The sequence below is a fragment of the Rhodococcus sp. IEGM 1305 genome (assembly GCF_030058635.1).
Classification (GTDB): domain Bacteria; phylum Actinomycetota; class Actinomycetes; order Mycobacteriales; family Mycobacteriaceae; genus Rhodococcus_F; species Rhodococcus_F opacus_D.
Genome location: NZ_JASHKX010000008.1, coordinates 45,505 through 65,186, shown reverse-complemented (window position 1 = coordinate 65,186; position 19,682 = coordinate 45,505). Strand labels below are relative to the sequence as shown.

Below are 19,682 nucleotides of genomic sequence, written 5' to 3'. Positions count from 1 at the left end.
CCAGAGCAGTTTCGCCGCGCATGTCATATTCAGGTCTCCAGAGAACGGGGCCGAAACTCACCGTAGCGCCGCGTGGCCGGCGCATGCGCCGAGTACGTCCCTTGCCCGTCTGACCAGGAGGTTTCATGCACTCCGATACCACCACCCGCGAACTGCTCCACGACCACACCAAGGTCACGAGACGGTTCGCTCTCGCCGACGTGGCACTGACGACGTTCGTCTGCCTCGTCTGCGCCACCGGAATCGGCATCATCACCGGTTCAGTTCTCGCCGCCGCGACAGGAGGACTGATCGTCGCCCTCGCCACGGCACTGATGGTGGCAGCGGTATGACCGCGCCCAGACATCAGCGAAGCACCACAACCCAGGAGATCACCGTGTCGAACGACGTACTCGAGGCCGCACCGCCCGCACATCCGATTCCGCACCGTCACCCCGACGGACGCGAGGTTCTCGCCACCGCGAAAGGCATCCTCATCGCCACCCGCGGTTACGGCGACGCCGAGGCATTCGAGGAATTGCTCGACGTCTCCCGGCATCACCACGTCAGCGTGATGCGGGCAGCGAAGTCGTTGGTGGAGTTGGCGACTCGGCGACAGCCGTGCCCCTCCGTGACGACGCCCGCACCGTCGTACGCCCTCGAGTTCAAGGAATGGACGACGCTACTGGCGCGGTGACACCGTTCCTGTCCGCCCGGGTGAGACGCTGGTAGCCCCGGTGTGTGAGCCATTCGAGTGGCCCCCGATCGAACCGCCGCAACCACAGGCGTGACACGACGATCAGCGTCGCCGAGACGGCACCGAACAACACGATGGTCGCCGGAACGACGGTGGCGCCGTTCAACCGGGCCGCGAGGCCGAATCCCCAGCCGTAGCAGACGATCGAGCACAGGATGTTCTGCAGCACATAGCAACTGAGCGCAGTGCGGCCGACTCCCGAGAGCGCCCGACCGGCCGGGCCGGGTTCGCGTCCGTCGGCGTAGCGGTGCGCGATCGCGGCGAGTAGCCCCAACGCCACCACCGGAGCGGTCCCGTACCTGCCGAGGATCAGGCCTACGTCTCCGCCGAACAATCCGAGCGCGAAGTCCAGCGGAAGTGCGATTGCCAGGCCCGCGACCATCAGGCGCCGACGCAAGTCGCCGCGGTCCGGGTCGAGGACGCGCGCACCGTAGAGGTGTGCGCCGACGAGGAACAGGGCGATCGACAGCGGCAAGATGAAGAGCACCTCGAGTCGGAACAGCAACACGTGGTCGGCGCGGAAGACGACGAGATCCCAGAAGCTGCCGTCCGCATAGGGGTTCGGTGACAGCGGCTGGGGCTCCCGCGCGGGCGCCGAGGACAATGCCGCGACGACGAGGCCGAGCATCGCCGCGTGGACGGTCACGGCACACGCCACCCAGACGCGTTGCGCGCGAATGCCTGTGGTCAGGATGAAGGCGACGATCAATCCGGTGAGGGCGTATCCGATCAGGACGTCGAACTCGGTGAACAGCAGAAAATGCAGTGCTCCGTCGAGCATCAGCAGCCCCGCACGCCACGGGTAGCCGCCCGGCCACCGCCGGCCCCGTCGCTGCGCGGAGCGCTGCTGAATGACCAGTCCGATGCCGAACATGATGGTGAGCAGGCCGAGGAACTTGCCCTGCGCGAACTGCTGCAGTACCGCCTGCACCGGGGCCCATCCGCCGGTGGCTCGTCCGGTGCCGTTGATATACCCCACCAGACCCCCGACGTTGGTGAAGATCCAGATGTTGGTGGCGAGAGTGCCCAGGATGGCCGCACCGCGCATGACGTCGAGCGCGGCATAGCGGTGGGAACTCGACAGCGACGTCATGCCTTCAGCCCTCCAGTACTTGTTAGTACGATCGTGCTAGCAAGCGCTCATGCTAACACGGTCGTGTTAACATGGCAGAGTGCCGAAGCTCATCGACCACGACCGAAGGCAGCAGGAGATCGCCGAGGCCGTGTGGCGGGTGATCCAACGCGAGGGCATCGGCGCCGTGTCCGTCCGGGATGTTGCCGCGGAGGCCGGAATCTCGAGCGGATCGCTCCGACACGTGTTCGCCAGCAAGGCCGAACTCCTCGCCTATTCGATGCGGCTCGTCGCAACGCGTGTCCGCGAACGAGCACAGACCCACGCCTCGATCACCGACCCGTGGCAGCGCGCTCTCGCGGTGCTGGACGAAGTCCTCCCCCTCGACGACCGCCGACGCTGCGAAATGGAAGTGAACCTGGCCCTGGTCGCGGAAAGCCCCGCCCATCCCCTGCTGAAGGAGATCGCCCTCGACGCCCAACGGCAGCTCCGCGGTGCCTGCGCCGCGATCCTGACCGGCCTCGCTCAACGGGGCCTGATCGCGCCGGACATCGACGTCGACACCGAGGCGATGCGCCTGCACGCACTTGTCGACGGCGCCGCGATGCACGTTCTGCTCGGCGACACCGACACCCCGGACACCGCTCAGCGCATGATCGCCGACCATCTCCGCACACTCGCCTGACCGGTCACCGAAGATGCGGTGCCACATACCCGTTCCGCGAAGAGGCGACCCGCCCCCTCATGGCGCGGGCCGGTAGCGGAGCCAGACGAGGCCGTCTTCGAAGGCACGGCTCGCGATGAGGTCGAACCGGATCGCTGCCGGTGCCGATCCGTGCCACAGACGATGTGTCCGCACACCAGGCAGCCGGGGGTGGACGAGCAGGCTCACCTCATCCAGCAACCCAGCGCCGAGCAGGACGCCGATCAGCGCACCCCCGCTGTCCACCCGCACGACCTCGCCGCCGGCGCGCCCGCCGAGGATCTCCAGAGCAGCAGCCAGATCCACACGCTCGGTACCTGTCACCAACTCCTGCACCGGTCGGCCACCTCCGCGAGGCGGGGTGGCCTCGGCGTGCAAAGCGAGCACCTCCGACCAGTGTCCGACGTCCCGCAGCGCCTCCCACACCCAGTCGTCGACGCGTCCCCGGCTGTCGACAACGGCCAGCAGCGGCCCGCCCTCGAGCGGGCCGGGGCGGGGAGCGGCAGCCAACGCCTGCTCCTGCGCCAGCATCGTGTCCGCCCCCACCAGGGTCACGTCTTCTCTCCAGGTCGCCGCGAGTTCGTAGAACCGGCCCACATCCGGCTCGAAGCCCGTCGTGGCCCCGTCCAGGGCGACCGCAACATGAGCGACGACATAGGGACGCTCCTCCGAGTCGCGCGTCTCTCTCGGCATACTCGTGACCGTAACTCGTTGGCTCGTTCAGCCGATCACGAGACCTATTGTTGCCCGCCGCCTGGACGGTTTCGGCAACCGACTGTTCGACGACGCCGCGTTCGGATCACGTTCTCGGTTCGATGGCGGCCCCTGCCTACCGGTCGTCGGCCGTGACGGCGAGCCCGATGGTGCCGGTCTTTCCTCGGCGCAGGAGGCTGCCTTTCATCGTGAGCCAGCCGAGGATGCCGTACTTGCGGGCGATCACGTCCCGCGTGTGATCGGTGTCGGTGGCGTCGAGGATGACGGCGCGGGCGGGAACCTCGGGCCCCTTCGGCTTGCCGCGAGCATCGCACGCAGCCACCGTCACCTCCGGGTTGCGGCGGATCCGTTTGACCTTGTAGGAGTCGGTGACCGTCCACATCAGCAGACGCTCACCGTCGGCGGCGGCCCAGAGCGGCGTCGCCACCGGGGTGCCGTCTTTCCGAAACGTGGTGAGCAGGACATACTTCGCGGACGACACCCGGTCGAATTCTGTGGTCACCGGCCCCATGCTAGACCGAACCGCGAAGCCCGGACGGTGGGTCAGTCCCCTTCGAGTTCGCCTTCGGTCTCGAGATACACCTGCCGCAGGCCGTCGAGGGTCTGCTGGTCGGGGTGCTCCCACATGTCCCGCTCGGCCGCCTCGAGCAGGCGTTCGGCGATGCCGTGCAGGGCCCACGGGTTGGACTGTTCCATGAACTTGCGGTTCTGGTCGTCGAGCACGTACGACTCGGCGAGTTTCTCGTACATCCAGTCGGCGACGACGTTGGTGGTGGCGTCGTATCCGAACAGGTAGTCGACGGTGGCCGCCATCTCGAACGCACCCTTGTAGCCGTGGCGGCGCATCGCCTCGAGCCACCGCGGGTTCACGACGCGGGCGCGGAACACTCGGGACGTCTCCTCCGACAGGGTTCGGGTGCGCACAGACTCCGGACGGGTGCTGTCGCCGATGTACGCCTCGGGTGACTTTCCGGTGAGCGCCCGCACGGTCGCGACCATTCCGCCGTGGTACTGGAAGTAGTCGTCGGCATCGGCGATGTCGTGTTCGCGGGTGTCGGTGTTCTTGGCCGCCACGGTGATTCGACGGTACGCGGTCCGCATGTCGTCGGCGGCGGGCGCACCGTCGAGTCCGCGGCCGTATGCGAAACCACCCCACGTGGTGTACACGTCGGCGAGGTCGGCGTCGCCGCGCCAGCTCTTGGAGTCGATCAGCTGCAGCAGCCCGGCCCCGTAGGTGCCCGGCTTCGACCCGAAGATGCGGGTGGTCGCGCGCCGTTCGTCGCCGTGCTCGGCGAGATCCGCTTGCGCGTGGGCGCGGACGAAGTTGCTCTCCGCCGGTTCGTCCAACGCGGCGACGAGCCGGACGGCGTCGTCCAGCAACGCCAGGACGTGCGGGAACGCGTCCCGGAAGAAGCCACTGATCCGGACCGTGACGTCGATGCGCGGCCGGCCGAGTTCCTCGAGGTCGATCACCTCGAGGTTCACCACGCGGCGGCTCGCCTCGTCCCACACCGGGCGCACACCGAGGAGCGCGAAGACCTCCGCGATGTCGTCGCCGGAGGTGCGCATCGCGGACGTGCCCCACACGGACAGGCCCACCGAGCGCGGCCACTCACCGTGATCGGACTTGTAGCGGTCCAGCAACGATTCGGCCATCGCCTGGCCGGTTTCCCAGGCGAGCCGGGACGGCACGGCCTTCGGGTCGACGGAGTAGAAGTTGCGGCCTGTCGGGAGCACGTTGATCAGCCCGCGCAGCGGCGAACCGCTCGGCCCGGCGGCGATGAATCCGCCGTCGAGCGCGTGCAGCACCTGGGCGATCTCGTTGTCGGTCTCGCGAAGCCGGGGCACCACCTCGGTGGCGGCGAAACGCAGGATCTTCGCGACGGTGACATCGTCGGTGAGGGTGTCGGCGGCCTCAGGTTCCCAATCGGCGTCGTGCATCCCCTGCACCAGTGCGTGCGCCTGCTGCTCGATGTCGTCTACGCGGGTGCGGGATTCGTCGCCGTCCTCGCTGAGGCCGAGCGCCTCCCGGAGTCCGGGAACGTTCTGCTCGCCGCCCCACATCTGCCGGGCGCGCAGCATCGCGAGCACCAGTTCGACCTCGGCGTCGTCGCGGGGGGCCGCACCGAGGATGTGGAGGCCGTCACGGATCTGGACGTCCTTGATCTCGCACAGCCAGCCGTCGACGTGCAGCAGCATGTCGTCGAACACGTCCTCGTCGGGCCGCTCCTCGAGTCCGAGGTCGTGATCCATCTTGGCGGCACGCATCAGCGTCCAGATCTGCTGGCGAATGGCAGGCAGCTTGGACGGGTCGAGCGCGGAGATGTTCGAGTGCTCGTCGAGGAGCTGCTCGAGTCGTGAGATGTCGCCGTAGCTCTCGGCGCGGGCCATCGGCGGGATCAGGTGATCGACGAGCGTCGCATGGGCGCGGCGCTTGGCCTGCGTGCCCTCGCCCGGATCGTTGACCAGGAACGGGTAGATCAGCGGCAGGTCGCCCAGCGCGGCGTCGGTGCCGCACGACGCGGACATGCCGAGCGTCTTGCCGGGCAGCCATTCGAGGTTTCCGTGCTTGCCGAGGTGGACGACTGCGTCGGCGCCGAAACCGCCGGCGGCGGCGTCCGCGGCGATCCACCGGTAGGCGGCGAGGTAGTGGTGGCTCGGTGGCAGGTCCGGATCGTGGTAGATCGCGACCGGCTTCTCCCCGAACCCGCGCGGCGGCTGCACCATCAGCACGAGATTCCCGAACTGCATTGCGGCGATCACGATTTCACCGGCAGGATCCTGCGAGCGGTCGACGTACAGTTCGCCCGGCGCCGGTCCCCAGTGCTCCTCGACGCCCTCGCGCAGTTCCGCGGGCAGCGCCGAGAACCACTCGCGGTAGCGGGCGGCGGAGATCCGGATCGGGTTGCCCTCGAGCTGCTCCGCGGTCAGCCAGTCCGGGTCCTGTCCGCCGGCGGCGATGAGGGCATGGATCAGCGCGTCGCCGTCCTGGGCGGCGAGACCCGGCACGGAATCCGGCCCGTCCGCCGGGCCGAGGTCGTATCCGGCGGTCCGCATCTCGGTGAGCAACCGGATCGCACTGGCCGGGGTGTCGAGACCGACGGCGTTGCCGATGCGGGCGTGCTTCGTCGGGTACGCCGACAGCATCAGAGCGATCCGGCGGTCGGATGCGGGGATGTGCCGGAGTCGGGCGTGCCGGACGGCGATGCCCGCCACCCGGGAGGCGCGCTCGGCGTCCGGAACGTAGGTGGAGAGACCGTCGGCGTCGATCTCCTTGAACGAGAACGGCACCGTGATCAGCCGACCGTCGAACTCGGGGACCGCGACCTGGGTGGCGACGTCGAGCGGCGACAATCCGTCGTCGTTGGACTCCCACGACTCACGGCTGCTGGTCAGGCACAGACCCTGCAGGATCGGCACGTCCAGCGCGGCCAGCGCGGCGACGTCCCACGCCTCGTCGTCGCCCCCTGCCGAGACCCCGGCCGGCTTGGTGCCGCCGGCGGCGAGCACGGTGACCACCATCGCGTCCGCCCGGCGCAAAGTGTTCAGCAACTCCGGTTCGGCGGTGCGCAGCGACGCGCAGAAGATCGGCAGCGGGGTGCCGCCCGCCGCGTCGACGGCGTCGCACAGCGCCTCGATGTAGCGGGTGTTCCCGGCCAGGTGCTGGGCGCGGTAGTAGAGAACGGCGATCGTGGGGCTGTCCGGGTTCGCAGCGGGAGCGAACGGCGCGACGCCCCAGCTCGGCAGGTGGATAGGCGCCTCGAAACCGTGACCGGTCAGCAGCACGGTGTCCGACAGGAAGTGGTGCAGTTGGGCGAGGTTGTCGGCGCCGCCCTCGGCGAGATAGTTGTGCGCCTCCGCCGACACACCGGCGGTGACCGTCGAGCACTCCATCAGCTCGGCGTCCGGGGCGTGCTCGCCGCCGAGGACCACCACGGGCAGTCCGCTGGCCAGGACCGCGTCGAGGCCCTCTTCCCACGCCCGGCGGCCGCCGAGGATGCGCACCACGACCAGGTCGGCGCCGTCGAGCAGTCCCGGCAGATCCTCCTCGACCAGCAGCCGTGCCGGGTTGGCCCAGCGGTAGTCCGCCCCGCTGGCGCGTGCGCTGAGCAGGTCGGTGTCGGAGGTGGAGAGCAGCAGGATCACGTGTGGAGCCTTCCTGGGGGTGTCGCGCCCCGTGGCAGTGGTTCTGTGCGGAACCGTAGGTCGGAGGACGGCAGGTGAGGGTCTGGCTCGCCCACCGGTTTCGGCGAGCTCACAGTGGCGCGACCGCGCCGGATTTTCACCGGCTTCCTCTCCTGCTGTCGCAAGTGCTGGAGATGCTACCCGGGGCCGGACGTAACCTGGGACCATGGTCGACTCCCGTTCCCGCCCCGATGCATGCCCCGGCGCGCTGCAGGTCCACCAGGCCGCGGACGGCGCGCTCGCGCGCGTGCGCCTTCCCGGAGGTGTGCTGACCTCCACCCAGCTGCAGACCCTCGCGGAATCGGCCCGCGACCTCGGGAACGGCGAGATCGAACTGACCTCCCGCGGCAACGCGCAACTGCGGGCGGTCCGCGACCCGCGGGAGTTCGCCCGGCGCCTCGCCGACGCAGGTCTCCTGCCGTCGGAGACGCACGAGCGGGTCCGCAACATCCTCGTCTCGCCGCTGACCGGCCGGATCGGTGGTCTCGCGGATCTGCGGGATCTGGTCGACGAACTCGACCGGACGTTGTGCGCGGACTCCGCGTTGGCGGACCTCCCCGGCCGCACCCTGTTCACTCTCGACGACGGGCGCGGCGACGTGTCGGCGCTCGGCGGCGATTTCGGCGTCCATGCGGTCAGCGAGACGGAGGTCGCCCTGGTTCTCGCCGGTCGCGACAGCGGCGCCCGGATCACGACGACGGAATCGGTGGCGGTGCTCCTCGACGCCGCCCGCGTCTTCCTGGAATTGCGTGATCAGCACTGGCGGCTGTCCGAGATCGCCGACGGGGTCGAACGGACCCTGTCGGCATTGACGCTCGCACCGACCGCCGACCCGGTGAGCGGGTTCGACGAGCATCGGGCACCGATCGGATGGCTGGACCAACCGGACGGCAACGTGACCCTCGGCGGCGGTCTCGCGTTCGGGATCCTCGACGCCCGGCTGGCGGAGTTCCTCGCCGCCGTCGAGAAGCCGGTGGTCGTCACGCCGTGGAAATCGGTGCTGCTGTGCGATCTCGACGAGTGGTCCGCCGAGCAGGTCGTCCGGGTCCTCGCCCCGATGGGCCTGATCTTCGACGAGAACTCCCCCTGGCTGAACGTCAGTGCCTGCACCGGGCAGCCCGGATGCGAGAAGGCGCTCGCCGACGTGCGGTCCGACGCGCGGGATGCCGTCGCGCGCGGTGAACTCCCGGTGGAGGGCAGGCAGCACTGGTCGGGCTGCGAGCGGTGCTGCGGGCGACCCAAGGGGGAGGTCGCCGACGTCGTCGCCACGGAGACGGGTTACCGGGTGGAGGAGCCGTGACCGCGGTGCCTCTATCGTGAGCGAATGATCGAGTACATCCGAGACGGCGCGGAGATCTACCGCCAGTCCTTCGCCACGATCCGCGCCGAGGCGGATCTCAGTGCCTTTCCCGAGGACGTCTCACAGGCCGTGGTCCGCATGATCCACGCGAGCGGTCAGGTCGACCTCGTGGACGACGTCGCGTTCACCCCCGGCGTCGTGAAGGCCGCCCGCGCGGCGCTGGCGGGCGGCGCCCCGATCCTGTGCGACGCGCAGATGGTGGCGGCAGGCGTCACCCGGAAGCGTCTCCCCGCAGACAACGAGGTGCTCTGCACCCTGCGCGACCCCCGGGTCCCGGTGCTGGCGGAGCAGATCGGGAACACCCGCTCTGCGGCCGCGCTGGAATTGTGGGGCAGCAAACTCGAGGGTGCCGTCGTCGCGATCGGCAACGCCCCGACCGCCTTGTTCTACCTGCTGGACATGATCGAATCCGGTGCACCCCGGCCCGCCGCGATCGTGGGCGGTCCGGTCGGTTTCATCGGTGCCGCGGAGTCGAAGGAAGCGTTGATCGAGCACCCGGGCGGACTCGACTATCTGGTGGTCCGCGGCCGCCGGGGTGGCAGTGCCATCACGGCTGCGGCACTGAATGCGATTGCGAGCGAGGTCGAATGAGCTCCGAAGAGCGCGTGACCGGCAAACTGTGGGGCGTCGGCATCGGACCGGGTGACCCGGAACTGGTGACGGTCAAGGCCGCGCGGGTCATCGCCGAGGCCGATGTGGTGGCGTTCCACAGCGCCCGGCACGGCAAGAGCATCTCCCGCGCGGTCGCGGCGCCGTACCTGCGTGAGGGACAGATCGAGGAGCACCTCGTCTACCCCGTCACCACCGAGACCGTCGACCATCCCGGCGGCTACCAGGGGGCGATGGACGAGTTCTACGAGGAGGCGTCGCAGCGACTCGCCTCCCACCTCGACGCCGGCCGTTCGGTCGCGCTCCTCGCGGCGGGCGACCCGCTGTTCTACAGCTCCTACATGCACATGCACAAGAGGTTGGCGCAGCGCTTCGAGGCGGAAGTCATTCCCGGGGTCACGTCGATCAGCGCCGCATCCGCCGCACTGGCGATGCCGCTGGTCGAGGGCGAGGAAATCCTGACCGTCCTGCCCGGAACGCTGCCGCCCGGCGAGCTGACGCGGCGCCTGCGGGAGACCGACGCCGCCGCAATCCTGAAGCTCGGACGCACCTACCCGGCCGTCCGGCAGGCGTTGAAGGACTCCGGCCGCATCGACGAGACGTGGTACGTCGAACGGGCCAGCACGACCAGGCAGAAGATCGACGCCGCCGACGACGTCTCGGACAGCGACGTCCCCTACTTCTCGATCGCCATCGTGCCCAGCCCGTCGAACGCCCGCCGCGACGACGCGGCACCGCAGGGCGAACTCGTCGTCGTCGGGCTCGGTCCCGGTGATCAGGCATGGACGACACCGGAAGTGCAGCACGAACTGTCGCTCGCCACCGACCTCGTCGGCTACGGCCCCTATATCGACCGGGTCCCCGAACGTCCCGGCCAGCGCCGCCACTCCAGCGACAACCGCGTCGAGGCCGAACGCGCCGCGATGGCACTCGACCTGGCGAAGAACGGCGCCCGCGTCGCCGTCGTGTCGTCCGGCGACCCGGGTGTGTTCGCGATGGCCGCCGCGGTGCTGGAAGTCGCGGCCGAGGAGCAGTGGCGCGGCGTCCCCGTGCGCGTCCTACCCGGCATGACCGCCGCGAACGCCGTCGCGAGCCGGGTCGGCGCGCCCCTCGGGCACGACTACGCCGTCCTGTCGCTGTCGGACCGGCTCAAGCCGTGGGACGTGGTGGCGCAGCGCATCTCCGCGGTTGCGAGCGCCGACATGGCCTTCGCCGTCTACAACCCGGCGTCGAAGTCGCGCACCTGGCAGGTCGCCGCGATGCGCGACCTGGTTCTCGAGCACCGCTCCCCCGACACCCCGGTGATCATCGGCCGCGACGTGGCCGGCGCGCAGGAGTCGGTGCGGGTCGTGCGGCTCGCGGACCTCGACCCAGCCGAGATCGACATGCGGTGCCTGCTCATCGTGGGCTCCTCCATGACGACCGTCGTCGAGAACGAACACGGGACCAGGGTGTTCACGCCCCGGCGTTATCCGGGCTGAGTACCTCAGTCGACGCGGCCGGAGCGGAGTTCGGTCACCGCGATCCGGGCGGCGTGCCCGATCGCGGCGTCGACCACCGGTAGTACAGGGTCGGTTCGGGCGGCACGGGTGAAGACGGCGACCGCGACGGGAATCTCACCGGGAAACGTCACGACGGCCACCTCGTTGCGGATGGCGCCGATGGTCCCGGTCTTCCCGGCAACGTCCACCTCGGAATACGGGAACCCGGACCGGATGCGGTGCTGCCAGATCTGCGCGGACATCACGTGCCGGACGAACTCGCCCTGCGGCTCGGGCACCGCCCTTCCGGTCCAGATCGCGTCGAGAAGCGAGGTCATCTCCCGCGGAGTCGTCGCGCTCGCATACGACGGGTCGTAGGCGGACACGGTCCACGCCTCGTCGTTGTCGGCCAGCGCCGCGAATGCTTCCGCGGTGGTGTGCGCATGGGCGTCGATCACCAGGCTGCGGTGCGCATCCGCTGTGCCGCCGAGGATGCGCGTGCTCGTCATGCCCAGCTCGGACAGTGTGCGCTCGACGCTCGCCAGTCCCACCTGCCCGAGGACGAGGTCGGCGGCGGCGTTGTCGGACACGGTCATCATCGACATCGCCAGATCCCGCCAGCTCAGCACGACGGGATCACGGAACGTCGACACCCCCGTCGGCCCCGGAGTGCAGTCGGCCGGATTGACCCGGACGGTCGCGGTCGGCGACAACTCCCCGGATTCGAAAGCACGGCACAGGGCTACGAGTAGCGGAAGTTTGTAGACCGACGCCAGAACCACGAGGTCGTCCGCGCCGACCGCGATGTCACCCGCGTCGCCGGTCGGGGTCCCGACGCGGCGGGCGTGCAGCCATCCGGTGCACCCGGCGTCGGCGAAGACGTCACGGATCCGCTTCGCCGCCGGCGGGGTCATCGATCGGCCCTCAGCAGCACCCGGTCGAGGGCGGCAGCGGACGGTGCGACGTCGGTCCCCGATCGCCAGACGATGCGCAGACGCAGCGCGAGGTCTTCGCGCAGCAGATCGACCCAGGCCACACCCGGCATCACCGTCGGTGCCGTCGCCGTCACCCCGAAATGACCGCCCGCGGCCACGTGCGTGAGAATCTCTCGCGGACCCGGTGCGATCACGATGTCCGGGTCCAGCCCCCGGACCCGCCACAAGTCGACGAACAGGTCGTGGGCAGGTGGATTGTCCGAGCGTGGACCGATGGCCAACGCCAGCCCGCGCAGCATCCGGACCTGTGCCTTCTTCGCGACCGCGGCCGGGTGGTCGTCCGGCACCACCACCCACCGCCGAAGCTTCAGCACCGGCCCGCTGTCGAGACCGGTGAGCAGCGCGGGATGCTCGACCACGGCGACGTCGAGACTGCCCATACGGACGGCGTCCACGAGTTCGGTGGTGGGCGCCGTGGTCGTCACCACCCGGGTGGGCCGGGTCTCGTCCGCGTCGCGAAGGGCACGGACACACCGCACCACCACACCGTCGGCCACCGAGTGCGGGACACCCCATCGCACCACCGCGTCGCGACCGCCGGCGATGCGGTGCGCTTCGTCCTCGAATCGGGCGGCGTCGGCGACGAGAAGTCGCGCACGCGGGAGCAATTGGCGTCCGGCGTCGGTGAGTCCGACTCCGCGGGCACTGCGCTGGACCAGCTCCGCGCCGAGTCGCTGTTCGAGCCGCCGCACTCCCTGTGACAGCGGCGGCTGCGTCATCCCGAGCCGGGATGCGGCGTTGCCGAAATGTCCCTCCTCCGCAACGGCGACAAAGAAACTGAGGTGGCGGAGCAGGTCCATGGCGACCATTGAACCAGTTCCGACCGCCCACGTCGGGCGACGCCACCGTTTCCCTGGCATAAAACGTCGTCCTGAACTGGGGTGATAGCGCACCCGACTCGCGACGACGCCGCTTTCGTCTTTGCGCTATGAGTGTCCGCATCCGACATTGGATCCATGCCCACACACCGAAATCATCCGAAGCCCAGGCGCACCGGTCGCCGAGGTGCCGTCGCTCTCGCGCTGGCGCTGCCCCTGCTGCTCGGGGCGTGCACGGCCACCGCGGAACAGGCCCAGCCCACCACGTCGGTGGCTGCGGCGCCGGATCGGCGGCCCCTCGACGCGACGATCGACGCCCTGGAGGCGCAGTACTCCACCCGGATCGGAGTGACGGCCGTCAATCCCGCGACCGGCGAGGTCTACAGCCACCGGGGCGACGAACGGTTCGCGATGTGCTCGACCTTCAAGGCCTACGCATCCGCGGCGGTTCTGCGCAAGACCGAGGACGGATCGACGTCACTCGACAAGACGGTCGTGATCGAACCCGGCGACCTCGTCGAGAACTCGCCGGTCACCGCCGCAGCGGTCGGAACCCCGATGACGTTGGGGCAGATCGCCGAAGCAGCGCTGGCGCAGAGCGACAACACCGCCGGGAACTACCTACTCCGGGAGATCGGCGGGCCGCAGGCGATCACCGCACTCGCCCGGGACGTCGGCGACGGGAGCACACGACTGGACCGGTGGGAGACCGAACTCAACACCGCATTCCGCGACGATCCCCGGGACACGACGACACCCAACGGCCTCGCGCAGGGTTTCCGGGCGCTGCTCCTCGGAGACGCCCTCGACGCGGCGAGCCGCGATCAGCTTCTCGAGTGGATGCGGGCGAGCAAGACGTCGGACAAGCGAATGCGCGCCGGTCTGCCGACCGGGTGGACTGCCGCCGACAAGACCGGTGGCGGCGGGTTCGGCACCGCCAACGATGCCGGTGTCGCGTGGAGTCCGGACGGCGCACCCGTCGTCCTCGCCATCCTCACCGACAGCCTCACCAATCAGCAGGACGCGCAGGGAAACAACCAGGCGATCGCCGACACCACCGCGGCCGTCATCGAAGGGTTGACTGCGCCGTGAGCCATCTGAGCGAGGCGCGGGGAGCCGGCCGACCTGTGACGGCCCGACTCCCCCGCCGCCGAAGGCTCTCAACTGTTGACGTACTTCCTAATACTTCCTAATCCTTCCTGTTGCTAGTCGGATCATGCGCATCGGCGAGCTGCGGCATACCTGAACATGTCGGTGGTGGGGGTCCGGAAGGCCGCGCCGGAGGGCCGGTTACCCTCTCGGCGTACAGGTTCCGGTCAGCGAGTCTTCGATCGGGAGGATCTCGACGTCTACCTGGGTCGACCTACACCGGAGAGTGTTCCAGCCGACAGGGCGGAAGCGTTGTACTGCCGGGTGTCCGGCTCGACCGGTCAGGAATCTTCGCTCGCCTATCAGGAAAGGATGCTGCGTGAGAGTGCCGCCGGCACCGTGTACAGGGTCTACAGGGATCGTGGTTCAGGTCTGCGGGAGACCCGAGCGGGACTGAATCGGATGCTCGAGGACGCAGCCAAGGGCCACTTCACGGTGGTGCGAGTGGTGTGGCGGGATCGGTTGGCGCGGTTCTCCGGTGGCGTGGATCGAGCGGTACCTGTCGGCGGTCGGGGTTAAGGTCGAGGTCCTGCGTGACCATGGGGACACGTCGCTGGTAGAGGAGCTGATGGATGACTTCATGGCAGTGCTCGCTTCGTTTTCCGGCCGCTTCTACCCATTGCGGTCGAAGCAGAATCAACGTCGACTTCTTCCGGGCGACGCGGCAGCACGGTTGGAGATGGACTAACTGATGGCCGATACCGGATTGACTGCGCTGCGACAGTTCTCGTTCACCACCCGCCCCTACCTGGCTGTCGATGACGCGACCGGTGCGCCGATCGGACTCGACGACCTCGACATTCGTGTCGGGTGGATGCTCGACCTGATCTCCGGTGCCGAAACCGAGCTGATTTCACGGCTGTGGCAACCGGCCACCTTCGATGTCCTCGCTACCGGTCGTGACAGCCACGGCCGGGCACTGCCGAAGCACGGGCATGTCGCGGCCGCGCGTCTGGGCTGGACCCCGCGCTACCCGGACGGTGTCTACGCGCCCTCACGAGTCACGCGCGTGGTCACCGCGCAAGCTGTGGCGACGCTGCGGACCCTGACCTACCGGGATACCGCCATCGCGTCGCTGTCGGCCCGATTCGATTCGGAAACCGGCCGTCTGAGCGCACCGAGTGGTGCTGCGGAGTATGTGCCGTCGGGTTTCGCGCGGGGAGTCCGTCGGCAATTGCTCGCCCGCACCCGCCAGATCGACGGCGCGGACTCGGGTGCAGCGCAGTCCGCGCGGGTGCGGATCACCGACGTGCAGACGCCACCCCGAACCTCGGCGATGGCTCGGCTTTCGGCAGCGGATCGACAACTCGCACACATCACCGTCACCGACGCCGCCATGACGCTGACGGTCACACTACCCACCACCGTCGCCCCGACAGGACGCGCGCAGTGGCGACGAGTCCGGCTGGCCGCCGCGATCCCACGGCACCTGCACGGGCGGCCGATCCGCGAGTGGCATTTACCGACCCTCGATGTCGACCACCGTGGTCTGCTGTTGCGGTGCGCTGCCACCGAAGCGGTCCCAGCCGCTGATGTGACATCGGGAACTACCGTGGTGGGCGTGGACTGGTCTCCGTCCACACTCGGGGTGGCCGCCGTTGCCACCGAAACCCCGGATGGTCTGGTCTCGGACTATCGGGGTTTCACGTACGACGACCGAGGCCTCGGGATCAAGCTGGCCCGACTGCAGGCCGAAGGGCAGCTGCTGCACCGCAAAGCGGCTCGCCTGCGCCGGCTCGCCGCGACCGCACCCCCCGAGGTCCGCGCCCAGCTGGAGGCGAAGATCGCCGTCCTCGATGGATACCGCGAGGCAGTGGGTGCCAAGCGGGGGATGATCAACCGGGAATTGGCGTTTCACTTCGGCCGCCAGCTTACCGACTTCGCTGCCGCAGCGGGCGCGAGCGTGATCGCGGTGGAAGACCTCACCACTCTCGAAACCCGCGGGCATGGGCGGGTCAACAATAACCGGGCCGCGCAATCAGCCCGCCGCAAAGCCGTCGACGCTCTCACCCACACCGCCGCCGGTGTCGGTGTGACGGTGGTGTCCGTACCAGCACGAGGATCCTCGGCGTTGTGTCCGGGCTGCAACGAACCTCTCATCCGGCCGGGTGGTTACCATCGGGCCTGGTGTGCGCGGTGCAAAGTCGGCGGACATCGTGACCATGTCGCGGGCGTGAACCTGGCCAAGCGGGCATTGCTGGGACGCGGACAATCCGTTCGCAAGCGCGGGGAGAATCCGCGGATCCGGGTGATCGAGCATGCGCCGGTGCGCCAATGCCGCGACAAGAAGAGTCCCACTCCGAGCAGGCCGCGGCATCGCCGTGTCCGTCGTAGTGCTCCCGCCGCGACACCCCGGGTGGGGGTGAACCAGACCAGGATTGTTCCTGCGCCACAAGCGTCGGTGTGGGACACGGTAAAACCCGCAACACCGCAGCGTGTTACGGGTAGCCGTGAAGTACATACATCTCTAACACCAGCCACGCCAGTGGTAGGAAGTATGAGATCTATGTAGACGCTACGGGCGACGGCAGTCTCGTGCACCCATACCGCCTCGCTCTCGTCTGCACAGGTGACGCAACAGCTGGTGCGTCGACGGACGGAGCGAGATGCCGCTAGCTCACGACGTCGTGACCGCGCATCGCCCGGCGCAACGGCCTTTCCGTCTTGGCGACGCGCCGCCCGGCCACCGTCAACATCGGGCGCGGAATGCCGATACCCGTCACCGGCACCCCTGTCGCATACCCTTCCCGGTAGAGGTAATTCGACGCATCGGCCACTTCGTCCCGAGTCAGGGGCGCGGGTGCCCAGCCAACGGTCTCACCGATGGCATCCGCGTCCAGAATCGGACTTCGGTACCCTTCCGTGGTCTTCGCGAGAAGCCAACGCAGAACAGCGTCACGAACCGCCCATTGACGATCGGTAGCTGCATTCACATTTCAGTCCTCCGGTAGATGCCGTTGATGCCTGCATGCACCATAGCCACCGCCCACGAATAAGCAAGTTCGTGAGCGTTCCTGCGGTTCTTGGGATCTCACGGAAGGATGTTTCCAGCTCGGCACCACGTTCGAGTCGGATACCGAAGTGGACTTATCTACTTCCCTGGGTATGGTCGGGATCAGTTCGTGGTTGCCACTCTCGAAGATGGAGCGACAATGGCTGACAAATCCGCCGTCAAGAGTTCGAAACAGTCCGCACGCGCACTGAAGGAGCGCCGGGCGGAGAAGCGGGCGAAGGCCCAGGAGTCGACGGTGATCATCCGAAAAAGGAAGGGCTGAAGTCGCATTGAAGATTCACGGCGTGCTCAGCTGGCGATGAAGGGCACCACCGTCCCCATAGTCGGTGCTGGTAACGATGTGGTTGCCTTTCACTTCCAGCATCTGCACTCCGGCCAGGTGCACACTCTGCCCTTTCGGCTCGTACGGGCCCAGGCGGCCATTCAAGTGACCGGGCAGTGCGTAGGTCACCGCCGCACGGTTGCCCATCGATGAGCGTGTCATCGAGGTTCTATTGCGCGTCGGGAATGCTGCGACGAGCCCTGCGAGACCGGCGGCGATCTTCTCCGGTGTGCGATGGCCCGCGCCGGCTGCGATATCGCGGTGCCGACACAGCGGGGCGTAGAGCTTTGCGACGTCTGCGGGGCGGTTGGGTGACCCGCAATTCGAATGCGGGGACAGCGTGTTCGGTGTGAAGGACTCGCTGATCGAGGACTTCGTAGAGCCACCTCCAGAGACACCCACCCCCGATGGGCGACTCATCGTCGACCGGACCTGGTCTCGATGCCGGTTCGACATAGTCCTTGCACCAGAACAGATTTGATTCTCGCCGTCGCTGCATGCATAGCTCTGCCACGAAGGACGAGGAAGCCCACCCCGGCCCGGCGCACGGAACGTACACAACCCTTGACTCGGACACCTACCATCCGAGTAAACTAGGACAATATAAATCCACGTTAGGAGACGGGTATGAAGATCGTCATTTTCGGAACCGGACTCATCGGGAGCCAGGTCGCATCGAAGCTGACCGAGACCGGTCACGACGTCGCTGCACTCGGTCGCGGCGACGGCATCGACACCACCACCGGCAAGGGCGTCGCGGAGGCTGTGGAGGGCGCCGACGTCGTCGTGGACCTGACCAACTCACCGTCATGGAAAGACGACGACGTCCTGGCTTTCTTCCGCGAATCGACGAACCACCTGCTCGCCGCCGAAGAGGCGGCAGGCGTCCGGCACCATGTCGTCCTGTCCATCGTCGGCGCCGACCGGCTCCCCGACTCCGGATACATGCGCGCCAAAGTCGCCCAGGAGGATCTGGTCAAGTCCGGCCCCATCCCCTACTCGATCGTGCGATCGACGCAGTTCTTCGAGTTCATCGCCGGCATCGCCGACGCAGGCACTGTCGGCGACACCGTCCACGCGACCCCGGCACACCTTCAGCCGATCGCCTCGCACGACGTCGTCACCCGGGTAGCCGAGGTCGCCGTCGGCGCCCCGCTCGGCGGCACGGTCGAGATTGCCGGGCCGGAACCGCTCGGCATCGATGCACTCGTTCGACGGCTGTTCGCCTCGACCGGCGACCAGCGGACCGTGACCACCGACCCCGACGCCGGCTATTTCGGCGCCGAGCTCGATGACGCTGCGATCACTCCGACACCCGGCGCCAATGCCTGGATCGCACCGACCACGCTGGACGAGTGGTTGCGCGAACACGCCTGACACGATGACGCAGTACCACCCCACAACACCGACACAGGGGCGTGGATAGAGTCGTGGCCATGAAGCTTTCCGGCGGCGTGGAGTGGGCACTTCACTGCTGCGTGGTTCTCAGCCAGGCCGAGAGCCCGGTACCCACGGCCCGGCTGGCCGAACTGCACGGTGTGTCGAAGACATACCTCGCCAAGCATCTACAGTCGCTCGCACGTGCCGGCCTCGTCCACCCCACCGAGGGGCGCGATGGCGGATACGTCCTGACCCGCGCACCCGAGGCCATCACCGTCCTCGACGTCGTCCAGGCCGTCGACGGAACCGAGCCCGCCTTTCGGTGCACCGAGATCCGCAGGCAAGGAGTGCTCGCCGCCCCTCCAGAGCAGTGCCGCTCCGCATGCGGCATCGCGAAAGTCATGGCCGGTGCCGAACAGGCTTGGCGCGCATCACTATCGGGTGTGACGATCGCCGACCTCGGCGCGACGACCGACCTCGCCGTCCTCAAACACATCTTGGCGACGTCCACGACCTGAAGTCGCCCGCGGCAGACGGAACGCGAGATTCCTGACTTCCCCACCGTGAACCGCCCTACGATCGATGGATGGAGACCGGAACCGACGAGACCAAGACCTGTTCGTTCTGCCGCGGTCCGATCGGATACGAGATCAAGGACGCTCATGCCGGCTTCGCGTCACTGCCCCCGGGGAAGCGGTATCGCGTCTTCCACTGCATGAATCGATGCCCACGATCAGCGCCCGACGGTCTCGAATGCGGACACCGCCACGAATACCTCTGACCCGTCCGTCAATACTCGCCGGGAACGTTCAACCGAGCGAGTTCATGCCCTGCTCACCCGCGTGAGAGTCCGGGCTGAGTCTGAATCTGTCCGGGGCCGCCCTTGAAACCGCCGGCCTTACCCACCGTCCATTCACCGTCCGCACCGCACACCAGGGCGCCGTTGCGGTCTCCGGGCTTGCCGTACGTCACTGTCTCGTTGCCCTGCGAGTCCGTGTTCACGATCGGGCAGGGGCCACCGGTGGGCCCGTTCGGGCCGATCGGCTCGGCATGCGCAACGGACGCCGCCCCGAAGGCACTCAGGACGGGAAGAGCAGCGAAAGCGATGGCGGCAATGGTGCGGCGGGCGTTGATCATTCAGTATC

At 68.1% G+C, this 19,682-nt stretch carries 23 protein-coding genes, 1 pseudogene and 1 riboswitch; of the genes and pseudogenes, 15 read left to right on the top strand and 9 right to left on the bottom strand.

Features of this window, described 5'->3' with window-relative positions; translation table 11 throughout:
• Nucleotides 1-125 precede the first annotated feature (125 nt).
• Nucleotides 126-332, top strand: coding sequence for a hypothetical protein (locus tag QM693_RS15345; protein ID WP_280784450.1), 207 nt, complete (start codon nt 126-128; stop codon nt 330-332).
• Nucleotides 329-676, top strand: coding sequence for an ANTAR domain-containing protein (locus tag QM693_RS15340; protein WP_280784451.1), 348 nt, complete (start codon nt 329-331; stop codon nt 674-676). Before QM693_RS15345 ends, QM693_RS15340 begins: the two co-directional genes overlap by 4 nt.
• Here QM693_RS15340 and QM693_RS15335 read toward each other — a convergent pair.
• Nucleotides 645-1,829 carry a DUF418 domain-containing protein gene (locus QM693_RS15335; protein ID WP_283352781.1) on the bottom strand — a complete coding sequence of 395 codons (1,185 nt, stop codon included), beginning with the start codon at nt 1,827-1,829 and terminating at the stop codon, nt 645-647. The two genes, QM693_RS15340 and QM693_RS15335, sit on opposite strands and share 32 nt — an antisense overlap.
• A gap of 79 nt (nt 1,830-1,908) precedes the next feature.
• Here QM693_RS15335 and QM693_RS15330 point away from each other — a divergent pair, with 79 nt between their 5' ends.
• Nucleotides 1,909-2,493, top strand: a complete 585-nt coding sequence (locus tag QM693_RS15330; protein ID WP_283352780.1) for a TetR/AcrR family transcriptional regulator — start codon at nt 1,909-1,911, stop codon at nt 2,491-2,493.
• Between the two features lie 57 nt (nt 2,494-2,550).
• Here the strand turns inward: QM693_RS15330 and QM693_RS15325 are convergent, their stop codons facing one another.
• The 3 genes from QM693_RS15325 to cobN all read right to left on the bottom strand — a co-directional run bounded on the left by QM693_RS15325 (nt 2,551) and on the right by cobN (nt 7,371).
• Complete coding sequence (locus QM693_RS15325; RefSeq protein ID WP_283352779.1) at nt 2,551-3,204, bottom strand: dihydrofolate reductase family protein; 654 nt, start codon at nt 3,202-3,204, stop codon at nt 2,551-2,553.
• A gap of 136 nt (nt 3,205-3,340) precedes the next feature.
• Nucleotides 3,341-3,736 carry a PPOX class F420-dependent oxidoreductase gene (locus tag QM693_RS15320; RefSeq protein ID WP_283332492.1) on the bottom strand — a complete coding sequence of 132 codons (396 nt, stop codon included), beginning with the start codon at nt 3,734-3,736 and terminating at the stop codon, nt 3,341-3,343.
• A gap of 32 nt (nt 3,737-3,768) precedes the next feature.
• Nucleotides 3,769-7,371: a cobaltochelatase subunit CobN gene (gene cobN, locus QM693_RS15315; protein ID WP_283352778.1), complete on the bottom strand. Its 3,603-nt coding sequence runs from the start codon at nt 7,369-7,371 to the stop codon at nt 3,769-3,771.
• Nucleotides 7,372-7,427: 56 nt separating this feature from the next.
• Nucleotides 7,428-7,570: riboswitch (cobalamin riboswitch) on the bottom strand.
• Between the two features lie 6 nt (nt 7,571-7,576).
• On the opposite strand from cobN, the gene cobG reads away from it, so the two are divergent.
• Genes cobG through QM693_RS15300 form a run of 3 tightly spaced genes read left to right on the top strand, consistent with a single transcriptional unit; the run spans nt 7,577 to nt 10,860 of the window.
• Complete coding sequence (gene cobG, locus QM693_RS15310) at nt 7,577-8,710, top strand: precorrin-3B synthase (protein WP_283332494.1); 1,134 nt, start codon at nt 7,577-7,579, stop codon at nt 8,708-8,710.
• Nucleotides 8,711-8,734: 24 nt separating this feature from the next.
• On the top strand, nt 8,735-9,361 hold the full coding sequence (locus QM693_RS15305; RefSeq protein WP_283332495.1) for a precorrin-8X methylmutase: 627 nt from the start codon (nt 8,735-8,737) through the stop codon (nt 9,359-9,361).
• Entirely contained in the window at nt 9,358-10,860 is a 1,503-nt protein-coding gene (locus QM693_RS15300) for a precorrin-2 C(20)-methyltransferase (protein ID WP_283332496.1), read from the top strand. The genes QM693_RS15305 and QM693_RS15300 overlap by 4 nt, the downstream gene beginning before the upstream one ends.
• A gap of 5 nt (nt 10,861-10,865) precedes the next feature.
• Here QM693_RS15300 and QM693_RS15295 read toward each other — a convergent pair whose 3' ends face one another.
• A complete protein-coding gene (locus QM693_RS15295) occupies nt 10,866-11,774 on the bottom strand; it encodes a serine hydrolase (RefSeq protein ID WP_283332497.1) in 909 nt (302 codons plus the stop codon).
• On the bottom strand, nt 11,771-12,664 hold the full coding sequence (locus tag QM693_RS15290) for a LysR family transcriptional regulator (protein ID WP_283352777.1): 894 nt from the start codon (nt 12,662-12,664) through the stop codon (nt 11,771-11,773). Before QM693_RS15290 ends, QM693_RS15295 begins: the two co-directional genes overlap by 4 nt.
• A 147-nt stretch (nt 12,665-12,811) precedes the next feature.
• On the opposite strand from QM693_RS15290, the gene bla reads away from it, so the two are divergent.
• The 4 genes from bla to QM693_RS15270 all read left to right on the top strand — a co-directional run bounded on the left by bla (nt 12,812) and on the right by QM693_RS15270 (nt 16,334).
• Nucleotides 12,812-13,765 (top strand): class A beta-lactamase, encoded by a 954-nt coding sequence (gene bla / locus QM693_RS15285; RefSeq protein WP_283352776.1) that lies wholly within the window; start codon nt 12,812-12,814, stop codon nt 13,763-13,765.
• A gap of 156 nt (nt 13,766-13,921) precedes the next feature.
• Entirely contained in the window at nt 13,922-14,341 is a 420-nt protein-coding gene (locus QM693_RS15280; protein WP_283332500.1) for a recombinase family protein, read from the top strand.
• Nucleotides 14,301-14,510: a recombinase family protein gene (locus QM693_RS15275; protein ID WP_283332501.1), complete on the top strand. Its 210-nt coding sequence runs from the start codon at nt 14,301-14,303 to the stop codon at nt 14,508-14,510. Before QM693_RS15280 ends, QM693_RS15275 begins: the two co-directional genes overlap by 41 nt.
• A gap of 3 nt (nt 14,511-14,513) precedes the next feature.
• Nucleotides 14,514-16,334, top strand: coding sequence for a zinc ribbon domain-containing protein (locus tag QM693_RS15270; protein WP_283332502.1), 1,821 nt, complete (start codon nt 14,514-14,516; stop codon nt 16,332-16,334).
• Between the two features lie 100 nt (nt 16,335-16,434).
• Here the strand turns inward: QM693_RS15270 and QM693_RS15265 are convergent, their stop codons facing one another.
• Nucleotides 16,435-16,755, bottom strand: a complete 321-nt coding sequence (locus QM693_RS15265) for a serine recombinase (RefSeq protein WP_283332503.1) — start codon at nt 16,753-16,755, stop codon at nt 16,435-16,437.
• A gap of 219 nt (nt 16,756-16,974) precedes the next feature.
• Here QM693_RS15265 and QM693_RS15260 point away from each other — a divergent pair, with 219 nt between their 5' ends.
• Complete coding sequence (locus QM693_RS15260) at nt 16,975-17,097, top strand: hypothetical protein (protein ID WP_283352775.1); 123 nt, start codon at nt 16,975-16,977, stop codon at nt 17,095-17,097.
• 15 nt (nt 17,098-17,112) lie between these two features.
• On the opposite strand, the gene QM693_RS15255 is transcribed toward QM693_RS15260, so the two are convergent.
• Nucleotides 17,113-17,496 (bottom strand): ester cyclase, encoded by a 384-nt coding sequence (locus tag QM693_RS15255; RefSeq protein WP_283352826.1) that lies wholly within the window; start codon nt 17,494-17,496, stop codon nt 17,113-17,115.
• Between QM693_RS15255 and QM693_RS15250 the strand changes: the two are divergent.
• The 4 genes and pseudogenes from QM693_RS15250 to QM693_RS15235 form a co-directional block, all read left to right on the top strand.
• A pseudogene (locus tag QM693_RS15250) lies at nt 17,468-17,638 on the top strand (hydroxyquinol 1,2-dioxygenase); the annotation flags it as partial. The gene QM693_RS15255 and the pseudogene QM693_RS15250 overlap by 29 nt on opposite strands.
• A gap of 146 nt (nt 17,639-17,784) precedes the next feature.
• Nucleotides 17,785-18,534, top strand: coding sequence for an SDR family oxidoreductase (locus QM693_RS15245; protein ID WP_283352774.1), 750 nt, complete (start codon nt 17,785-17,787; stop codon nt 18,532-18,534).
• A gap of 59 nt (nt 18,535-18,593) precedes the next feature.
• A complete protein-coding gene (locus QM693_RS15240) occupies nt 18,594-19,055 on the top strand; it encodes an RrF2 family transcriptional regulator (protein ID WP_105421627.1) in 462 nt (153 codons plus the stop codon).
• A 68-nt stretch (nt 19,056-19,123) separates the two neighbouring features.
• Nucleotides 19,124-19,318 (top strand): hypothetical protein, encoded by a 195-nt coding sequence (locus QM693_RS15235; protein WP_005246414.1) that lies wholly within the window; start codon nt 19,124-19,126, stop codon nt 19,316-19,318.
• A gap of 53 nt (nt 19,319-19,371) precedes the next feature.
• Here the strand turns inward: QM693_RS15235 and QM693_RS15230 are convergent, their stop codons facing one another.
• Nucleotides 19,372-19,674, bottom strand: a complete 303-nt coding sequence (locus tag QM693_RS15230) for a hypothetical protein (protein ID WP_105421629.1) — start codon at nt 19,672-19,674, stop codon at nt 19,372-19,374.
• Between the last annotated feature and the right edge of the window lie 8 nt (nt 19,675-19,682).